The sequence below is a fragment of the Psychroserpens sp. NJDZ02 genome (assembly GCF_004843725.1).
Taxonomy (GTDB): domain Bacteria; phylum Bacteroidota; class Bacteroidia; order Flavobacteriales; family Flavobacteriaceae; genus Olleya.
This window is the reverse complement of the sequence record NZ_CP039451.1, coordinates 833,690-849,920: the sequence shown is the minus strand read 5'-3', so window position 1 is coordinate 849,920 and position 16,231 is coordinate 833,690. Positions and strand designations below refer to the sequence as shown.

At 31.7% G+C, this 16,231-nt stretch carries 14 protein-coding genes; 11 read left to right on the top strand and 3 right to left on the bottom strand.

Features of this window, described 5'->3' with window-relative positions; all coding sequences use genetic code 11:
- Position 1 precedes the first annotated feature (1 nt).
- From E9099_RS03810 to E9099_RS03765, 10 genes are all read left to right on the top strand, one after another.
- On the top strand, positions 2 to 2,053 hold the full coding sequence (locus tag E9099_RS03810) for an OmpA family protein (protein WP_136582390.1): 2,052 nt from the start codon (positions 2 to 4) through the stop codon (positions 2,051 to 2,053).
- Between the two features lie 432 nt (positions 2,054 to 2,485).
- Positions 2,486 to 3,046 (top strand): RNA polymerase sigma factor, encoded by a 561-nt coding sequence (locus E9099_RS03805; RefSeq protein WP_136582389.1) that lies wholly within the window; start codon positions 2,486 to 2,488, stop codon positions 3,044 to 3,046.
- On the top strand, positions 3,033 to 3,776 hold the full coding sequence (locus E9099_RS03800) for a hypothetical protein (protein ID WP_136582388.1): 744 nt from the start codon (positions 3,033 to 3,035) through the stop codon (positions 3,774 to 3,776). The genes E9099_RS03805 and E9099_RS03800 overlap by 14 nt, the downstream gene beginning before the upstream one ends.
- Before the next feature lie 31 nt (positions 3,777 to 3,807).
- Positions 3,808 to 4,857, top strand: a complete 1,050-nt coding sequence (locus E9099_RS03795) for a hypothetical protein (RefSeq protein ID WP_136582387.1) — start codon at positions 3,808 to 3,810, stop codon at positions 4,855 to 4,857.
- Positions 4,858 to 5,279: 422 nt separating this feature from the next.
- Complete coding sequence (locus E9099_RS03790) at positions 5,280 to 6,677, top strand: arginine decarboxylase (protein WP_136582386.1); 1,398 nt, start codon at positions 5,280 to 5,282, stop codon at positions 6,675 to 6,677.
- Positions 6,667 to 7,605 carry an agmatinase gene (gene speB, locus E9099_RS03785; protein ID WP_136582385.1) on the top strand — a complete coding sequence of 313 codons (939 nt, stop codon included), beginning with the start codon at positions 6,667 to 6,669 and terminating at the stop codon, positions 7,603 to 7,605. The genes E9099_RS03790 and speB overlap by 11 nt, the downstream gene beginning before the upstream one ends.
- A complete protein-coding gene (locus tag E9099_RS03780) occupies positions 7,595 to 8,569 on the top strand; it encodes a deoxyhypusine synthase family protein (RefSeq protein ID WP_136582384.1) in 975 nt (324 codons plus the stop codon). The genes speB and E9099_RS03780 overlap by 11 nt, the downstream gene beginning before the upstream one ends.
- A gap of 15 nt (positions 8,570 to 8,584) precedes the next feature.
- Positions 8,585 to 8,911 (top strand): hypothetical protein, encoded by a 327-nt coding sequence (locus E9099_RS03775; protein WP_136582383.1) that lies wholly within the window; start codon positions 8,585 to 8,587, stop codon positions 8,909 to 8,911.
- A 2-nt stretch (positions 8,912 to 8,913) separates the two neighbouring features.
- A complete protein-coding gene (locus tag E9099_RS03770; protein ID WP_136582382.1) occupies positions 8,914 to 9,690 on the top strand; it encodes an RMD1 family protein in 777 nt (258 codons plus the stop codon).
- 139 nt (positions 9,691 to 9,829) lie between these two features.
- Entirely contained in the window at positions 9,830 to 10,159 is a 330-nt protein-coding gene (locus E9099_RS03765) for a hypothetical protein (RefSeq protein ID WP_136582381.1), read from the top strand.
- Between the two features lie 54 nt (positions 10,160 to 10,213).
- On the opposite strand, the gene E9099_RS03760 is transcribed toward E9099_RS03765, so the two are convergent.
- Positions 10,214 to 11,146, bottom strand: a complete 933-nt coding sequence (locus E9099_RS03760; protein ID WP_136582380.1) for a hypothetical protein — start codon at positions 11,144 to 11,146, stop codon at positions 10,214 to 10,216.
- A 272-nt stretch (positions 11,147 to 11,418) separates the two neighbouring features.
- Positions 11,419 to 12,300, bottom strand: coding sequence for a hypothetical protein (locus tag E9099_RS03755; protein ID WP_136582379.1), 882 nt, complete (start codon positions 12,298 to 12,300; stop codon positions 11,419 to 11,421).
- Positions 12,301 to 12,557: 257 nt separating this feature from the next.
- On the opposite strand from E9099_RS03755, the gene E9099_RS03750 reads away from it, so the two are divergent.
- Entirely contained in the window at positions 12,558 to 14,939 is a 2,382-nt protein-coding gene (locus E9099_RS03750) for a GAF domain-containing protein (protein WP_168800711.1), read from the top strand.
- Positions 14,940 to 14,943: 4 nt separating this feature from the next.
- Here E9099_RS03750 and E9099_RS03745 read toward each other — a convergent pair whose 3' ends face one another.
- Complete coding sequence (locus E9099_RS03745; protein WP_136582377.1) at positions 14,944 to 16,200, bottom strand: Pycsar system effector family protein; 1,257 nt, start codon at positions 16,198 to 16,200, stop codon at positions 14,944 to 14,946.
- Between the last annotated feature and the right edge of the window lie 31 nt (positions 16,201 to 16,231).

Here is a 16,231-nt window from a genome sequence, read left to right as displayed (position 1 = left end):
AATGATAAAAAGATTAAGTGTTATTATAGCTCTATTGGTTTTTCAAGTAAGTTTAGCTCAAAAAACAAGAGCAGATCGGTTTTTTGAAAAAGGAGATTATTTAAATGCAGCAAAGTATTACGAAGCAGAATTAGGTAAAGAGCGTCATAAAAAGGCATTACAGAACGCAGCGACTGCATACTACAATACTTTTCAGTATAAGAAAGCGTCGATTTATTTAAGGCAACTTGTAAAAGGGCAGTTTGGAGAGAAAGACAAAAGTTATAATAATCAGTTTAATTTTAAATTATATCAAGTCTTATCTGCTTTAGGAGATTATGAAACAGCGTTAGATTATTTAAGATTATACAAAGAAAATGAATCTGTAAGTATTGATAAAGTAGAGTTAATAGATACTATAGAGGCCTTTAAATTAAAGACACCGGACTATACTGTTGAGAAAACACAGTTTAACTCTGATGCTTCAGATTTTGGAGCAGTACGGTTAAGGGATAGTGTTTATTTTGTTTCAGATAGATCGACGAAGCGACTGTTATCAAAAACTTATAAATGGACTCATAAACCGTTTTTAGATATTTACGTCACCAAAGTCAATGATAAAAACGATACATTAGGATTGGCTAATGCTATAACAAAAACTATAAATTCTAAATTACACGAGGGTAATTTTTGTTTTAGTAACGATGGTAATACGTTGTATGTGTCACGAAGTAATACTGCAGATGGTAAAAAAGAATTTAGTGATGATAATAACAACAATATCCATATTTATAAAACGATAAAAGTGGAGGGTAAGTGGCAAAAATTAGAGAAGTTGCCATTTAATATAAACGGTTTTTCATTTCAACATCCTGCTTTAAGTCCTGACGGTAAGCGTCTTTATTTTTCTTCCGATATTAAAGGTGGTTTTGGAAGCTTTGATTTGTATTATGTTATCTTAAACGTAGATGACACAACTAGTGATCCTATAAATTTAGGTAATGTTATTAATACTGAGAATAGAGAGCATTTTCCATTTATTTCTGAAAAAGGGAATTTGTTTTTTGCATCAAACGGACATGTGGGTTTAGGATTTCTAGATAATTTTGTTTCTGAAAATAGTGATGGCGAATTTACAGTACCGGTTAATTTAGGAGCGCCTATTAATTCGCAATATGATGACTTCAATCTTAATTATTACAATGAAAGTGAAGGTTTTTTTGCTTCTAATCGTAATAAATTAGATGATAATATTTTTCAGTTTAAACAAGTTGGAGAAATTTTTATTAGAGAATATAATAATTCTTTTGAAGTTAGAGATTTTGAAACTAAAGCATATATACCTAATGCTAAAGTTGTGTTGTTAGATAAAAAAGAAAATCAAATTTATTCAAATACTTTAGGCGATTCAGCAATTTTTAATAGTAATTTGTTAGTTGGTAAGTATCAATTTCAAGCAGGTAGTGAAGGGTATTACTCAGATAGTATTGCAGTAATTACAAAAGAAAAAGAAGACCAAAAGCATGTCTTGTATTTAAAACAAATACCACCACCAGAACCTATCGTTGTAGCTCCTGTGGTTGTGCAGCCAATAGATCCTATTGAAGCTGTTATTGTAGAGAAGAAAATTGACAAAAAACTTAAAAGTGAAGACCCTAAGCGTTTTGAAATGTTAACCGATCTAGAAGGACCTCCAATTGTTGAAAAAGATGGTAAATTATTCTTTCAATTGAAACCAATATATTTTGACTTTGGTATGTGGAGTATTACTTCTGAATCAAAATTGGTTTTAGATGAATTAGCTTCTAAATTAGAGCGTTATCCAAATATTCATTTAAAAATAAGTGCCCATACAGATAGTCGTGGAACTGTAAGATATAATCAGATTTTGTCGGAGAGACGCGCGGAATCTACTAGAAATTATTTAGCGTTAGTGAGTTATATCAATGCACGACGCTTAATGTTTGAAGGTTTTGGAGAGCTATCTCCAATAGTGCCATGTCCAATGTTAGACTGTACGGAAGACGAGCATCAATTGAATAGACGAAGTGAGTTTGAAATTGTTAAGTATTAAATAGAATAGACTTGTACAGTCCTTGAGTTACTTATTCACTTAGTTAATACAAGGACTTTATAGTAGTTATCTTAAAGTCATGCTGATTTTGTCGTTACTCATCTTATTGCTATAATTTTAATGTCTAATATTGAATAATTAAGATCGTTTTGTGTGGTGAAATTAATACTTTATTCGAAGTGTTTACCTCTCCTTAGTATGTTTGATTCTTTTATTTACATATAGTTTTGTTATTTTTTTATAAATTCATTTATACTTAGGTAAGCAGTGTATCTCTTTGTTTACGGGTGTTATAATGGGTTTTAATGACATTGCTACAAGTGTTATTAGCTGTGCTTTATTCATTTACTTTTTATTTTTTCTTATTGAGGCAACCTTTTGTATAACTTTTGCGTCTTTATAAATAGAAGCGCTAACTAAATAATACTTTTTGTGAAAGTCGTAACCTTATTTAATAACGAAGCCAAGCTTATAAAAAAAGCAGCTAAAAATAATCGTGAAGCCCAACACGTATTGTTTGAAATGCATGCACCTAAAATGTTAAGTGTCTGTCGTTATTATGTGAAAGATTTACAACATGCAGAAGAAGTAATGCTTAATGGGTTTTTGAAAGTCTTTACAAATTTAAAAAGTTTTAGAGGGGACGGTAGTTTTGAAGGTTGGGTTAGACGCATTATGGTTAGAGAGTCTATTTCGTTTTTGAGACAGAAAAAAACAATTCAATTTGTAGAGGACGATTATCAACATTTCGAAATCGAAGATGAAAGCTCTCAGCAATATGATGTAGCACAATTACAAGAGTTGGTTGATGATTTGCCAGAAGGTTACAAAATGGTGTTTGTTATGTATGCCATAGAAGGTTATAAACATGCAGAGATTGCGACGCTTTTAAATATAAGTGTAGGGACATCTAAATCTCAACTGTTTAAAGCGCGAAAATTATTACAGAATAATATTAGAATACTTAATACCAAGGAATATGGCACCAAATAAATTTGAAAAGCAATTAAAAGATACTTTAGAGCGTCGTACAATTGCACCAAGTAAAACAACTTGGAGTCAGTTAGACACACTATTAGAGCAACGCCAAGATAAACGTAAAGTGTCATTATGGTGGCTGAGTATTGCTGCAACACTTGTAGGTGTTTGTTTGACAGTGTTTGTTTTTAAAAATCAGTCAAATAATATTAATGGCGTTGTTGAAGAAGTGAAAAATGAAATACATATACCAAGTAAAACACAAACGGTACAATCGGATATAATTGTTAATACAGAAGACACTAATGACGATACAGTAAAAGTGGCACAAGAGCAAACTCAAAAACAAAATAACAACATTGTTATTACTCAACCAGCAAAAAAAACTGCTACAAAAAATGTAGTTTCAGAGAATTTAAAACCTGTAGTTATAGAAGATGAGGCTATTGCTTTAAATACCGCCTCTAGTAATGTGGTTAGTAATGTTAATGAAGAATCTCAGTTAGAGGAGACAGTAATAGTAAATAATCAAATTATAAATAATGAGGTAGACCAGCTTTTAAATAAAGCCTATGCCAAAGTCAAGGCAGCAAATACGGGTTATAAATCCGAGAAAATAGACGCGAATTCGTTACTAGATGAGATAGAGATGACATCAGAAAAGTCTCTAAAAAACAGATTGTTTCATGCTGTAAAATCAGGCTATGAAACTTTAAGAACGACAGTAGTAGAGCGCGATAATTAAATTAATTAATCATTAAAAAAAACGAACAGTTATGCAAAACATTACAAAACATTTAGTGTACTTGTTTTTATTGTTGGCCGTAAGTCAACTTAAAGCACAAGTAAAGGATTCAATACCAAGAATAGAATCCATAAAAGAAACCATTACTACGGAAGAGCGTGATGCCTTGAAATTAGAAATTGAAACAATCAATGATCAATTAGAAGAAGATGAGATTACTTTTGAAGAAGCAGAACAATTAAAAAAAGAAGCTGCGGAAAAAAGAGCATTAAATATTGAAAATAGAATAGCTATTGCCATAAATAGAGTTGAATATTTCAATAGAAATAATCAAGTTTTTGATGAAAACACAAGAAAAACAGTATTTTCGTTGAAAATTGGTGATGACGATAGGGAGCTTTTAGGAATTCATACAAGAAAAGCTCCTCCAAAAAAAGATAAACGAACAAATGACCAAATGCTTTTTGCAATGGGTTTTAATAATACAATAATTGATGGTGTTAGTTTAAGTGATTCACCTTATAAATTAGGTGGTTCTGGATTTGTGGAACTTGGATGGTTATGGAATACTCGCGTATTAAAAGAGTCTAATTTTTTGCGCTTTAAATATGGACTTTCTGTACAGTGGAATAAATTAGATATAAAAGATGGGATGTATTTTGTTCAAGACGGTAACCAAACAACATTACAGTCTTTTGATGGCGATTTAAAACGTGCTAAGTTTAGAACCACTAGCTTAGTTATTCCGATGCATATTGAATTTGGTCCATGGAACAAAAAAGACTATAAAGATGGTCGCGTCCGTTATTTTAATGATAATAAGTTTAAAGTAGGATTGGGAGGTTATTTTGGTGTAAATGGTAATGCAGTACAAAAATTAACTTATCAAGAAAACGGAGATCGTGTAAAGGAGAAGATTAAAAGAAGCTTTAATACCAACACATTTACGTACGGTCTTAGTGGATACATCGGAGTTGGAGACTTAAGCTTATATGTAAAGTATGACATTGCGCCATTGTTTAAAAATCAAACTTTTGATCAAAACAACATCTCTTTAGGTATACGAGTAGATTTGGATTGATAATTATTGTATTTTAAGTTAAAACACCTCCGTAAGAGTTATTGCGGAGGTGTTTTTGGTTTTTATAGTGCTGTAATTATGTTTGTTATCAGTGTATTAAATATTTTTTATTTTTTTAATAAAAAAGTTTTTAATTGAAAAAAAAGTATTTCATTTGCAGTATAATAGCTGAACACTTTGAACTCTGTTTCTATGTTCGGGCTTTTGAAAATTAGGAAGTCATATTCAAAAGCAGCTTACAGATTAAGCGACCGAATTCTAAAGCTAACTTCCGCTTTCACTTCGATATATGCTAGCCAGCATCAGTTTGGCTTTGCGCCTACTTACGACCTTAGAATTCAAATTTGATAGTCACTTTGTTATATTTTTTTAACAAGTATTTTTAAACTATTTATATTTCAATTTTAACGTTTTAAACAAAAATGAACACAAAGTACATAGACTTAATCAGTCAAACTTTTGATTTTCCTCAGCCAGAATTTAAGTTAGAGGACAAGACATTACAATTTCATGATATTGATTTAATGGAGTTAGTGGAAGCGTATGGAGCACCTTTAAAATTTACATACTTACCGCAAATTTCTAATAATATTCAACGTGCAAAAACATGGTTTAGAGACGCCATAAAAAAGCATGATTACAAAGGGAACTATAACTATTGCTATTGCACAAAAAGCTCGCATTTTAAGCATGTTTTAAATGAAGCTTTAAAAAATGATATTCATATTGAAACATCATCTGCTTTTGATATTGATATTGTTGAAAATCTTAAAAAAGAAGGTAAGATAACTGACGAAACTTTTATAATCAGTAATGGTTTTAAACGCGAGCAATATGTGACTAACATTGCAAGGTTAATTAATAATGGACAGAAAAACTGTATTCCAATTATTGATAACTACGAAGAAATAGATTTACTTTCAGACCAAATCAATAAAAAGTTTAAAGTAGGCATCAGAATTGCTTCGGAAGAAGAGCCTAAATTTGAGTTTTATACGTCAAGATTAGGTATTGGATATAAAAATATTATTCCTTTTTATAAAAGTCAAATTAAAGATAATCCAAAAGTAGAGCTTAAAATGCTTCACTTTTTTATCAATACAGGGATAAGAGATAATGCGTATTACTGGAACGAGCTTTTAAAATGTTTAAAAGTTTATACGAGTTTAAAAAAGATTTGTCCTAGCTTAGATAGTTTAAATATTGGAGGTGGATTTCCTATTAAAAACTCGTTAGCATTTGATTTTGATTACGAATATATGATTGACGAAATCATCAATCAAATCAAACAAACGTGTGAAGAGGAAGAAGTCGATGTGCCAAACATTTTTACAGAATTTGGAAGTTTTACAGTCGGAGAAAGTGGTGGTGCTATTTATGAAGTGTTGTATCAGAAGCAGCAAAATGATCGTGAAAAGTGGAACATGATAAATTCGTCTTTTATTACAACATTACCAGATACTTGGGCAATTAACAAACGTTTTGTAATGTTAGCGATAAACCGTTGGCATGAGTCTTACGAGCGTGTTTTGCTTGGAGGTTTAACCTGTGATAGTGATGATTATTATAATAGCGAGCAGCATATGAATGCTATTTATTTACCAAAATACAACAAAGACAAACCATTGTACATCGGCTTTTTTAATACAGGAGCATATCAAGAGACAATAGGTGGTTTTGGAGGGTTACAACACTGTTTAATACCATCTCCAAAACATATTTTAATAGATAGAGATGAAGATGGAAACATCACAAAAACATTATTTTCCGAACAACAAAAAAGTGAAGACTTACTTAAAATTTTAGGCTATGCAAACTAAAACTTATGCTGGAATTCCAGAAGAATTGGCAAAATTAGAAAAAGCAAAAATCGTGTTAATTCCAGTGCCTTATGACGGTACTAGTACATGGCAAAAAGGGGCAGATAAAGGTCCTGAAGCTTTTTTAGATGCATCAGAAAATATGGAGCTTTATGATATCGAAACCGGTACAGAAGTTTATAATCAAGGGGTGTATTTAGCAGATGCTGTGACTGAAAATAGCTCACCAGAAGCTATGGTAGAAGCCGTGCATCAGGCGACTAAAAAGTACATTAAAAAAAATAAATTTGTTACTATTTTTGGAGGAGAGCATTCTATATCTATTGGTACAATACGTGCCTTTAATGAGATGTTTCCAAGTTTAACAGTCTTGCAATTAGATGCGCATGCTGATTTGCGTAAAGAGTATGAAGGGACGACTTGTAACCATGCGTGTGCTTTATATGAAGCAAGTCAAACAACTAACTTGATTCAGGTTGGAATACGCTCTATGGATGCGATTGAAACGACGGTAATGGACAAGGACAAAACATACTTTGCGCATGAGATGGCTCTAGATACGACATGGGTAGATAGTGCAATTGATCAAATGACGGATAATGTGTTTATCACAATAGATTTAGACGCCTTTGATCCTTCAATTATGCCAAGTACTGGTACGCCAGAGCCAGGTGGTTTATTTTGGTACGAAACTTTAGAATTTTTAAAGCAAGTATTTGAAGAGAAAAACGTGGTTGGATTTGATATTGTCGAATTATGTCCAAATAAAGTGGATAAATCTTCAGACTTTTTAGCGGCTAAATTGTATTATAAAATGCTAAGCTATAAGTTTTTAAATCAAGAGGTAGAGGACGATTACGATAACACATACGAGAAAGACACAAAAAAAAATAACACTTCTAAATTCAACGAAGACGATGAGTACTAAAGGACCAGTTTCACAATTTATAGAACACCATTACTTACATTTTAACGCAGCAGCTTTAGTAGATGCAGCAAAAGGATACGAAACACAATTAGACAATGGTGCTAAGATGTTAGTCTCTCTTGCTGGCGCTATGAGTACTGCCGAGCTTGGTAAAAGTTTTGCAGAAATGATTCGTCAAGATAAGGTTCATATTATTTCATGTACAGGTGCAAACTTGGAAGAGGATATCATGAATTTGGTAGCACATTCACACTACAAGCGTGTGCCTAACTACCGTGATTTAACACCTCAAGAAGAGTGGGATTTATTAGAAAAAGGACTTAACCGTGTAACAGATACTTGTATTCCTGAGCACGAAGCGTTTAGACGTTTACAACATCATATTGAAAAAATATGGAAAGATGCCGAGGCTAATGGAGAACGTTTTTTACCACATGAGTACATGTATAAAATGTTGTTGTCGGGCGTTTTAGAAGAGTATTATGAGATCGATTTAAAAGATTCTTGGATGTATGCTGCAGCAGAAAAAAACTTACCAATAGTATGCCCAGGTTGGGAAGACAGTACTATGGGTAACATTTTTGCAAGCTACGTGTTAAAAGGAGAGCTTAAAGCTAATACCATGAAATCTGGTATCGAGTACATGACGTTTTTAGCAGATTGGTATACTGAAAACTCTCAAAACGGAATCGGATTTTTCCAAATTGGTGGGGGTATTGCAGGAGATTTTCCAATATGCGTAGTGCCAATGTTGTATCAAGATATGGAGCGTACAGACACACCATTTTGGAGCTATTTTTGTCAAATAAGTGACTCTACAACTAGTTACGGATCATATTCTGGAGCAGTACCTAACGAGAAAATTACTTGGGGGAAATTGGATATTGATACACCAAAATTTATTGTGGAGAGTGATGCAACAATAGTTGCTCCGCTTATATTTGCTTATATATTAGGCTTATAATTGCTTTCGTAAAAAATGAAAAAACCAGACAATTTAAAACGTGTCATAGTAGACTTTAAAAAACTAACACCTGAAATATTAAAACTGTTAGTAGAGAGGTATCCAGAAGGCTATGACGAAGACCATGTTATCGAGTTTAGAAATGCTAAAAACGAGTTAATAGAGGCTGTAGAAGTGACCACAGAAGATACTAAGTATTTAGTCAAAGTTAGTACCAAATTGGTAAAAACTATGGAAAACTATGACGTCGATGATTATGAGGATTTTGAAGAGGATGATGCAGAAGCAGTTCAGGATCCAGAGTCAGAACCAAGCGAAGAGCAAGATCACGACGATTTCTAAGCATGTATACTGTAGTTGCCTATCAGGTAGCTAGTACTATCAACATAAAACAATGTAAACAACAACTGTCTTGGCAGTTGTTGTTTAATGATAGTGACGAGCTGTATTACAAATGCGACGATAATGCATTTGTGTACATTTTTCAATATGGAATAGTAAGCTTTTTTAATATGACCACTCAGTCTATTAAACAAGTGCTTGCTAGTATGGAGCCATTCTCCAATAATTATTTGTCAGAAAAACTATCTGAAGAGGTTAAGGTGCTTATCAAACCCAATAGTTTAAAAGTAGATTTCAATCATATCGAACTGCCCGAATTAAACGATGATAGGATTCGTTTGGTCATGCTTAACGTATCACAAAGTGTGGCTTTAGATCGTTATTCTGATATCACATACGATCTTTTGGAACAAACGAATAAGCATACGTTGTATTTAGAACAAAAAGGTAAACTAGATATTTCTGGAAATAAGCTAAAACGTTTTATAGGTCGGACTTTGAATATTAAAAACCGAATTTCAGAAAATCTGTACATCTTTGATTCGCCTGATAGTACATGGGAAAACGAACAATTAAATCAGCTTAATCAAGATCTAAAACAGACGTTTGACTTAAAAGATAGATACCGATTAATACACGATAGAATTGAAATTATAAAAGAAAACCTTGAGCTTTTTAAGGATATAATGGACCATAAAGAAAGCAGTAGGCTGGAGTGGATCATTATTATTTTAATTGTAATTGAGGTGTTTGATATGTTTCTTACTAAATTAATGTAATCTAATTAAGACTTTTATACGTATAAGCTATATACCACGCGTATTGCAAAAGAAAACAATACTAAAAGCAGTTTTGGACTTGAGGTGGCAAACTTCCGAAAAAACAAACAATACAATAACTTTATAAAATTTTTTTAAAATGAAAGCAAAATTAATTATTATCGCAATTGCATTTTTAAGCTTAACATCATTTACAACAACAGAAACTTTAGTAGTTTCAGGTGTTTACAAAGGAGTAGTAGAGTATGATTATGTATTTGCAGTGGCAGAGGAAGGCGCTAAGGAAAACATGTTATTCCAATATGTGTCTGAAGAAGCTTTAGAGTCTTTTGATTTAGAATCTGATGATTATGTTGGAAGTCAATTTACAGTGACTTACGAGAAAACGACAGAAATGAGTGAAGATGAAGAAGGAAACGAAATTGAAATTCAAGTATTAACCATAACAGGGTTAGAGCTTAACGATTAAAAAAAGTTTAATTATTGAAATAAAAAACCGGAATGTATTCCGGTTTTTTTTTGTTTAATGTCTGTTGTCGCAATAAATCCATAGATTTTGTATGGATTTATCAATAAAATGTATGGAAGGACAGCCAAACGATATAAAGTAAAAACCGAAAAGAACTGGCGGTTTGTTTTTTAAAATTTGTCCTGTCCATTGGTAAGTTTCATTATCACTATCATTAATAAAACTTAAAGGAGCTAGAGATCCAGATTCGCCAATATCTTCGTAAATTTTATTATAAATAATGTGTTGGTTTTTTGAATCCATTATAATGAGGTGTCTAGCATCAAACGTATCATCGTCATTACCTTTTAATAGATGAATGTAATAATTTAACGTATTCGTTGTAAATATATAAGATCCCGTAATGGTTTTGTTTTTTAATAGGATATCATCGGTATGGCTCAGTTTTATAATAGGATACGCTTTGTCGTTTATTTCACGCCAAATAAGAGGTTTTATATTACCAGTAATAAAAGGATTGTTTTTACCAACAAACACAAATGTATTATAATAAGAAGGCCAATTTTTAATATTTATTTCATCTTCTAAATCAAATCCAATTAAATAATCTGATTGGTTAGAATTACCACTATAGGCATTAGCATAGGCTATTATAGGTAGTTTCTTTACGGGGTATGTAAACACAGAGTCTTTGGTGTAATTATATACAAATACGCTATCTGATTCTGATATTTTCACCTTTGCGAGAAATTGCGATCTGTAGTCTTTACTTAAGGTATGATAATCAGATCCTAAATAGGTATTAGGGAACTCTAAAGAATCTCTGCCTGTACTCCATTCAAAATTTCCTGTAAGCGATACGAATCCAACATATTTAGCGGTGTCTTTTTGTAAAGCTTCTAAGGTGTAAAGCTTTATGTCTTTAGATTGTGAGAATAATGAAAAAGAGATGAGGGATAGTGAAAAAAAGAGAGTGTTAATTTTCATTTTGGATGTTATTTTTTGATAAAACGTTAAAGAAATCATTTGTATTCTAAGGATTAAAGCTACTAAATAGAAAATAGAGAAAGGTCTTGTTCTATAAGGGGTGATATCTGTAAATCACGAGCGTTAACAAGCCTTTATGGAATAATAAAATAAAATTTTAAGCCTTATTATTGGTTTTGTTCTTAAAAAAAATAAAAGCAAAGTATATAGTATAATAAAGTAATGTCGTTTATAAAGTTAGACTAGTTTTTCTAGATAAATCAATAAGAGCTTTAATTTATATTCAATGCTGTTGTTATGTTAATCTCCTTAGACGAATTCTTGTCTTTTAATTTTGCAGTTAATTGACACGGATTATTTATTTTTCCATCCGGAAAGGTGATTTTTGCTATCAGTTGTTTTAAATCAGTTAAATTAACACCCTCTTTTTCAAATTTACTTAATAGATTGGCTTCGGAAAGTAGTTTTTTTCCTTTGTTATCTATTATGTCAAGTGAAAAGACAGGAAATACTTTACCATTTATCAATTCTAGACCTTCTATGTTTTCAAGGATTAGTATTAATAAATGGTCAGCATTTATCGTGCTTTCAAAAATAGGTTGTTTCAGGGTTTCGTCCCATAAGTATATGTTTGAATATGCAATTCCGTTGTTTTCTATTGTTAGTAAGTCATTTTGCTTTACTGTGAAGGGTAATTCGTAAGTAAATGTACCCTCACCTTTTTTATCCCATATTTGAACATAAGATTTGTATTTCTCGTTGTTTTTGTAAGGCAATGCCGTTCGGAATGAGGAGCGTAGTTGTAGCGGAGTAAGATCAGTTCCGTTGTCTAAGTTGCCTAATAAATTAGGTTCAGAATACACGGTGTCTTTATTGTTTTTGATAATGTGCATGGACAATCCAGGATAGGATTTGTTGTCGGATTTAATTAATCCGTTAATAGTATTGAAAACAAGGGTTACGTTTTCTCCATAAACAAATTCATTTCTTTTATCCTCTTTACCATTAATTTCTATATAGACAGCATCACAGTCAATACCATCGCCTCTAGAGTAAGCTCCAGTTGTTAAATCTGTACTGACGGATTGATTAAATTGACAAGAGCTAAAGGTTATAATTATTATTAGCAGACTTATTGTTTTTGTTTTTAGCATTTTTTGTAATTAAGAACTATGGTTGTAGGGTTATTTAATATCGTTTGATAACTAAATTTAATTTATGCTAAATATATTAAATTTATCTAATGTCATTCTTTTTAATGATCATAATCGGAACTTTTGAACCACTTATCGGCTTTGTTTTTTATCATTAAAAGAAGTTAAAAAATTATACTTTAAAAAAGGTGTCAACTTGTTAAAAATTTAACGACTAACAGCTATAATGCGTATTTTTGCGTATCTTAAAGAATACAATGATCGATTTAAACGACAATATAAATTTACCTTTTTCGTTGCAAATTAGTTTTAATAAATTAATTGAGCGCTATGAAGAGTTGGCAAAAAGTGAAGATTCATTTGTTGCGGCAAAAGCTACTCGTATTTTAAAAATGCAAGAGGCTAATCCTATATTAAAACAAGGGTTTAGTAAAGTGTCTGTTTTAAAAGAACACGAGGAAGAAATTGAGGTTTTATTACAAGATTCCTTTAGTGAAATTTTAAGTTTAAATGAGATAAAAACGGCGAGTGTACCCTATCATAATTTTATTTTTAATGCCTCTAAACGGTTTGAGAATATTATAGAAACGGCGGGTCCAGATTTTGAGTTGGAAATTAAAAATATGCCTGAAAACGATTGGTATATTTTAGGTTGTACTATAATTATGAGTTTCTGTTATAATTATAACACTAACTTTAAACGTCCTTTATATTATGAGATTCCGGATGCGAATGGCATTATTAGAATTTATAAAATCACGTATAATGCAGATTTTATGGAGATTGTTGCTACCGATGAGGCGCCTAAATTAACTCAGGATGATTTTGATCAGTTATTAGATAATTTTGATAACATAGACTTATGGAAAGAAAAATTCCCGCCGAATAGTTATGTGTCTAAAGGATTTGTGATTTCTAATATATTTGATGTTACAGACGATCAAGCTATATCCAATATAAAAACAACCTTAATAGGAAATAATAAACGTAAAGACGAAACCTTTATGGGTGATTTCCAAAAGGTGTTCAGGTCATTATTAAGTGTTACTGATTTACAAGTTGGTTTTTCGATATATAACAAAGAGGAAAATACGTTGATGAAAGTTCATGATTCTAGCATTAATAGTTATTTATTAAAAGCAAAGGAAGCATTTAAGTGCGAAAATTTATTTTGTCATTTCAGTTATGAGAAAATTTTACGAGAGAAAACAAATTTTGCAATATCTGATGTCGATAAAAGTTTTAAATTATCTGGAGGTGCGTCGCCTCAGGTTACTGTTTTAAAACAGCAGGGTATAAAAAGTGCTATTTTTGCACCAATAGCAGAAAACGGAGAGTTGTTAGCTGTTTTAGAATTGGTTTCTAAAACACCTAAGGCTTTAAATAGTATCAATTCTAATAAATTGGCAGACGTGATGCCTTTTATTTTATCTGCTGTAAAGCGTTCTAAAAGAGATGAGGAAAATTTAATTCAGGCAATTATACAAAGAGAATGTACATCTATCCATCCAAGTGTGAAATGGAAATTTGAGCGTGCAGCAAGGCAGTTTATGCAAGAAGAGTTTGACGGCATGGCTAATCCGACTTTTAATAAGATAAGCTTCGAAAATGTCTACCCTTTATTTGGGCAAATAGATGTCAAAGGATCCTCTGAAGCTAGGAATAATGCAACACAAAAGGATTTGTTATTGCAACTTAAAATGGTGGAGCGTATTGTTAAAACGGTTTATAAAACAGAAAAATTACCAATATTTGAGCAGCTATTGTTTCAAATAGGGGCTTATAAAAAAGCGTTGAAAACCGATTTTAAAGTGGATAGTGAGCAAAGGGTAACACACTTTTTTAAAAATGAAATTGTACCACTTTTTAAATTTCAATTAAAATCGAAACCTTATATAAAAGAAGATGTTGAAGATTACTTTAGTAAGATTGATAGCGACTTAGATGTTATTTACTACTACCGTAAAAATTATGATGACACGATAAGTTTGATTAATAAAAACATGTCCTCTTTATTAGATAAAAAACAGATTGAAGCGCAAGCTATGTATCCTCATTTTTTTGAGCGTTACAAAACAGATGGTGTAGAGCATAATATGTATATTGGAGAAGCGATAACTAAAGAGGATTCGTTTAGCCCTATTTATTTATACAACTTACGTTTATGGCAATTACAGGTCATGTGTAAAATGGAAAATGTATTCTATAACAAACAGCATGAGTATCCGATTGGCTTAGATGTAGCATCTATGATTCTTGTTTTTAACCAACCGTTGTCTATTAGATTTAGAACAGACGAGAAACATTTTGATGTGGACGGAACCTATAATGCCAGATATGAGGTAGTTAAAAAGCGAGTAGATAAAGCTAACATAAAAGGTACTTCAGAGCGTATAACAGCTAAGGGGAAATTAACGATTGTCTATTCTCAAAAGGAAGACGAAATCGAGTACTTACAATACATTAGTTTCTTGCAATCTAAACACCAAATAGGCGATCAGGTCGAAATTTTAGAACTAGAAGATCTTCAGGGTGTAACGGGTTTAAAAGCGTTACGTGTAAATATACTGTACCAAAATGATTCTAATAAAAAGGAGTTTTATACGTATGATGATTTAATGGACGCTATTAAAGCGTAATAGTCTAAACAGCAGTAAATGGTTTAGGTATTATAGATTGTATATATGTCGTTGTGTCTAATACATCTTGGATGTTAACGCCAGGGTTATTTTTAACAGCAAGTCCAAAAGCTAGAAGGGAGACAATAATTCCAATCATAAACACCGTATAAGTTATTCTTAATAATCTGTATTTACGTTCTAAAACAATACCTAAAAAGTATAAATCCTTAGTTAAGGATTTGTAGATGTATTCCTTGTCACTAATCATTTCGTTAATGGCCCATTCAAATTCTTTAAGTCCCATTTTATGGAAGTTTCCAAAAAAAGTAAGGTTAACTTCCTTATTTTTTACATCTTCCTTAGTAAACTGCCCGCTAGTTACATTTGGACGCGTAGCTATTATGGACATAACCATGGAGATGACACTAAACAGTGTAAAAATGACTGTCGGCCAAGTTAAATACGGGTTGGTGTCTAGTTTTGAAATTAAATTAGCCAATACTACAGAGATTATAATGGCATTTACCGATAATAAGATGTTGGCTTTTGTGTCTGCGATATCACTTAGCTTTATATGGTTTTTTAAAGCCGTTCTGTAAAAAGACTGAATTGCACGTTCTGGGCTTTCGTTTTTATATTGCGCTTTGTATTTGGCTTTAAGCTCTTCCGTTTTAATTTTTGTCTTTTGTTTTCTTTTTTCTTTTATAAGCTTTGCTAAGTTTTTTTCTTTTCGTGATTGCCAATTTTTTAGAGCATAGTCAGTATAATAACTGTGTTTTTTTGATAGGACTTTAATGTTTTCATTTAACCATTCTGCTGGTGTGTAAGTTGCTTCTCCTGCCAATTCCAATTCTTTTCTTAAAAATTCGCTTGCTTCAGGGAAATATTTTTTTCCAAAATGAGAACAATCAGCATCACGTATTATTTTCTCTAATTCATTTTGTGGCTGTGCATCAAACTGTGTTGCTAGTATGCAACTTTCTACTGTGTCAATAATGTGCTCGTTTGCATTTTGAGCGGTTAAAAAATCTCTAGCAATTTTAGCACTTATAACTTCATGCCCATTTCTAGTTTGCGTGTAACCAACATCGTGTAATAAAGCAGCTAATTCTAGTATTTCGGCATCATTAACATCAATTTTAGAGTTTTCTATAATTTCTTTTGTACTTTTAAATACTCTTAGGGTATGCGTATGGTTGTGATAAACTATAGTGTTTGGGAGCTCGTTTTTAAGGAGTTCAAATACAAAAGCTTCGGTTTTTTCAACTAGTTTAGACATAGGTATGTAATTATTCTTATCCAAAGTACTA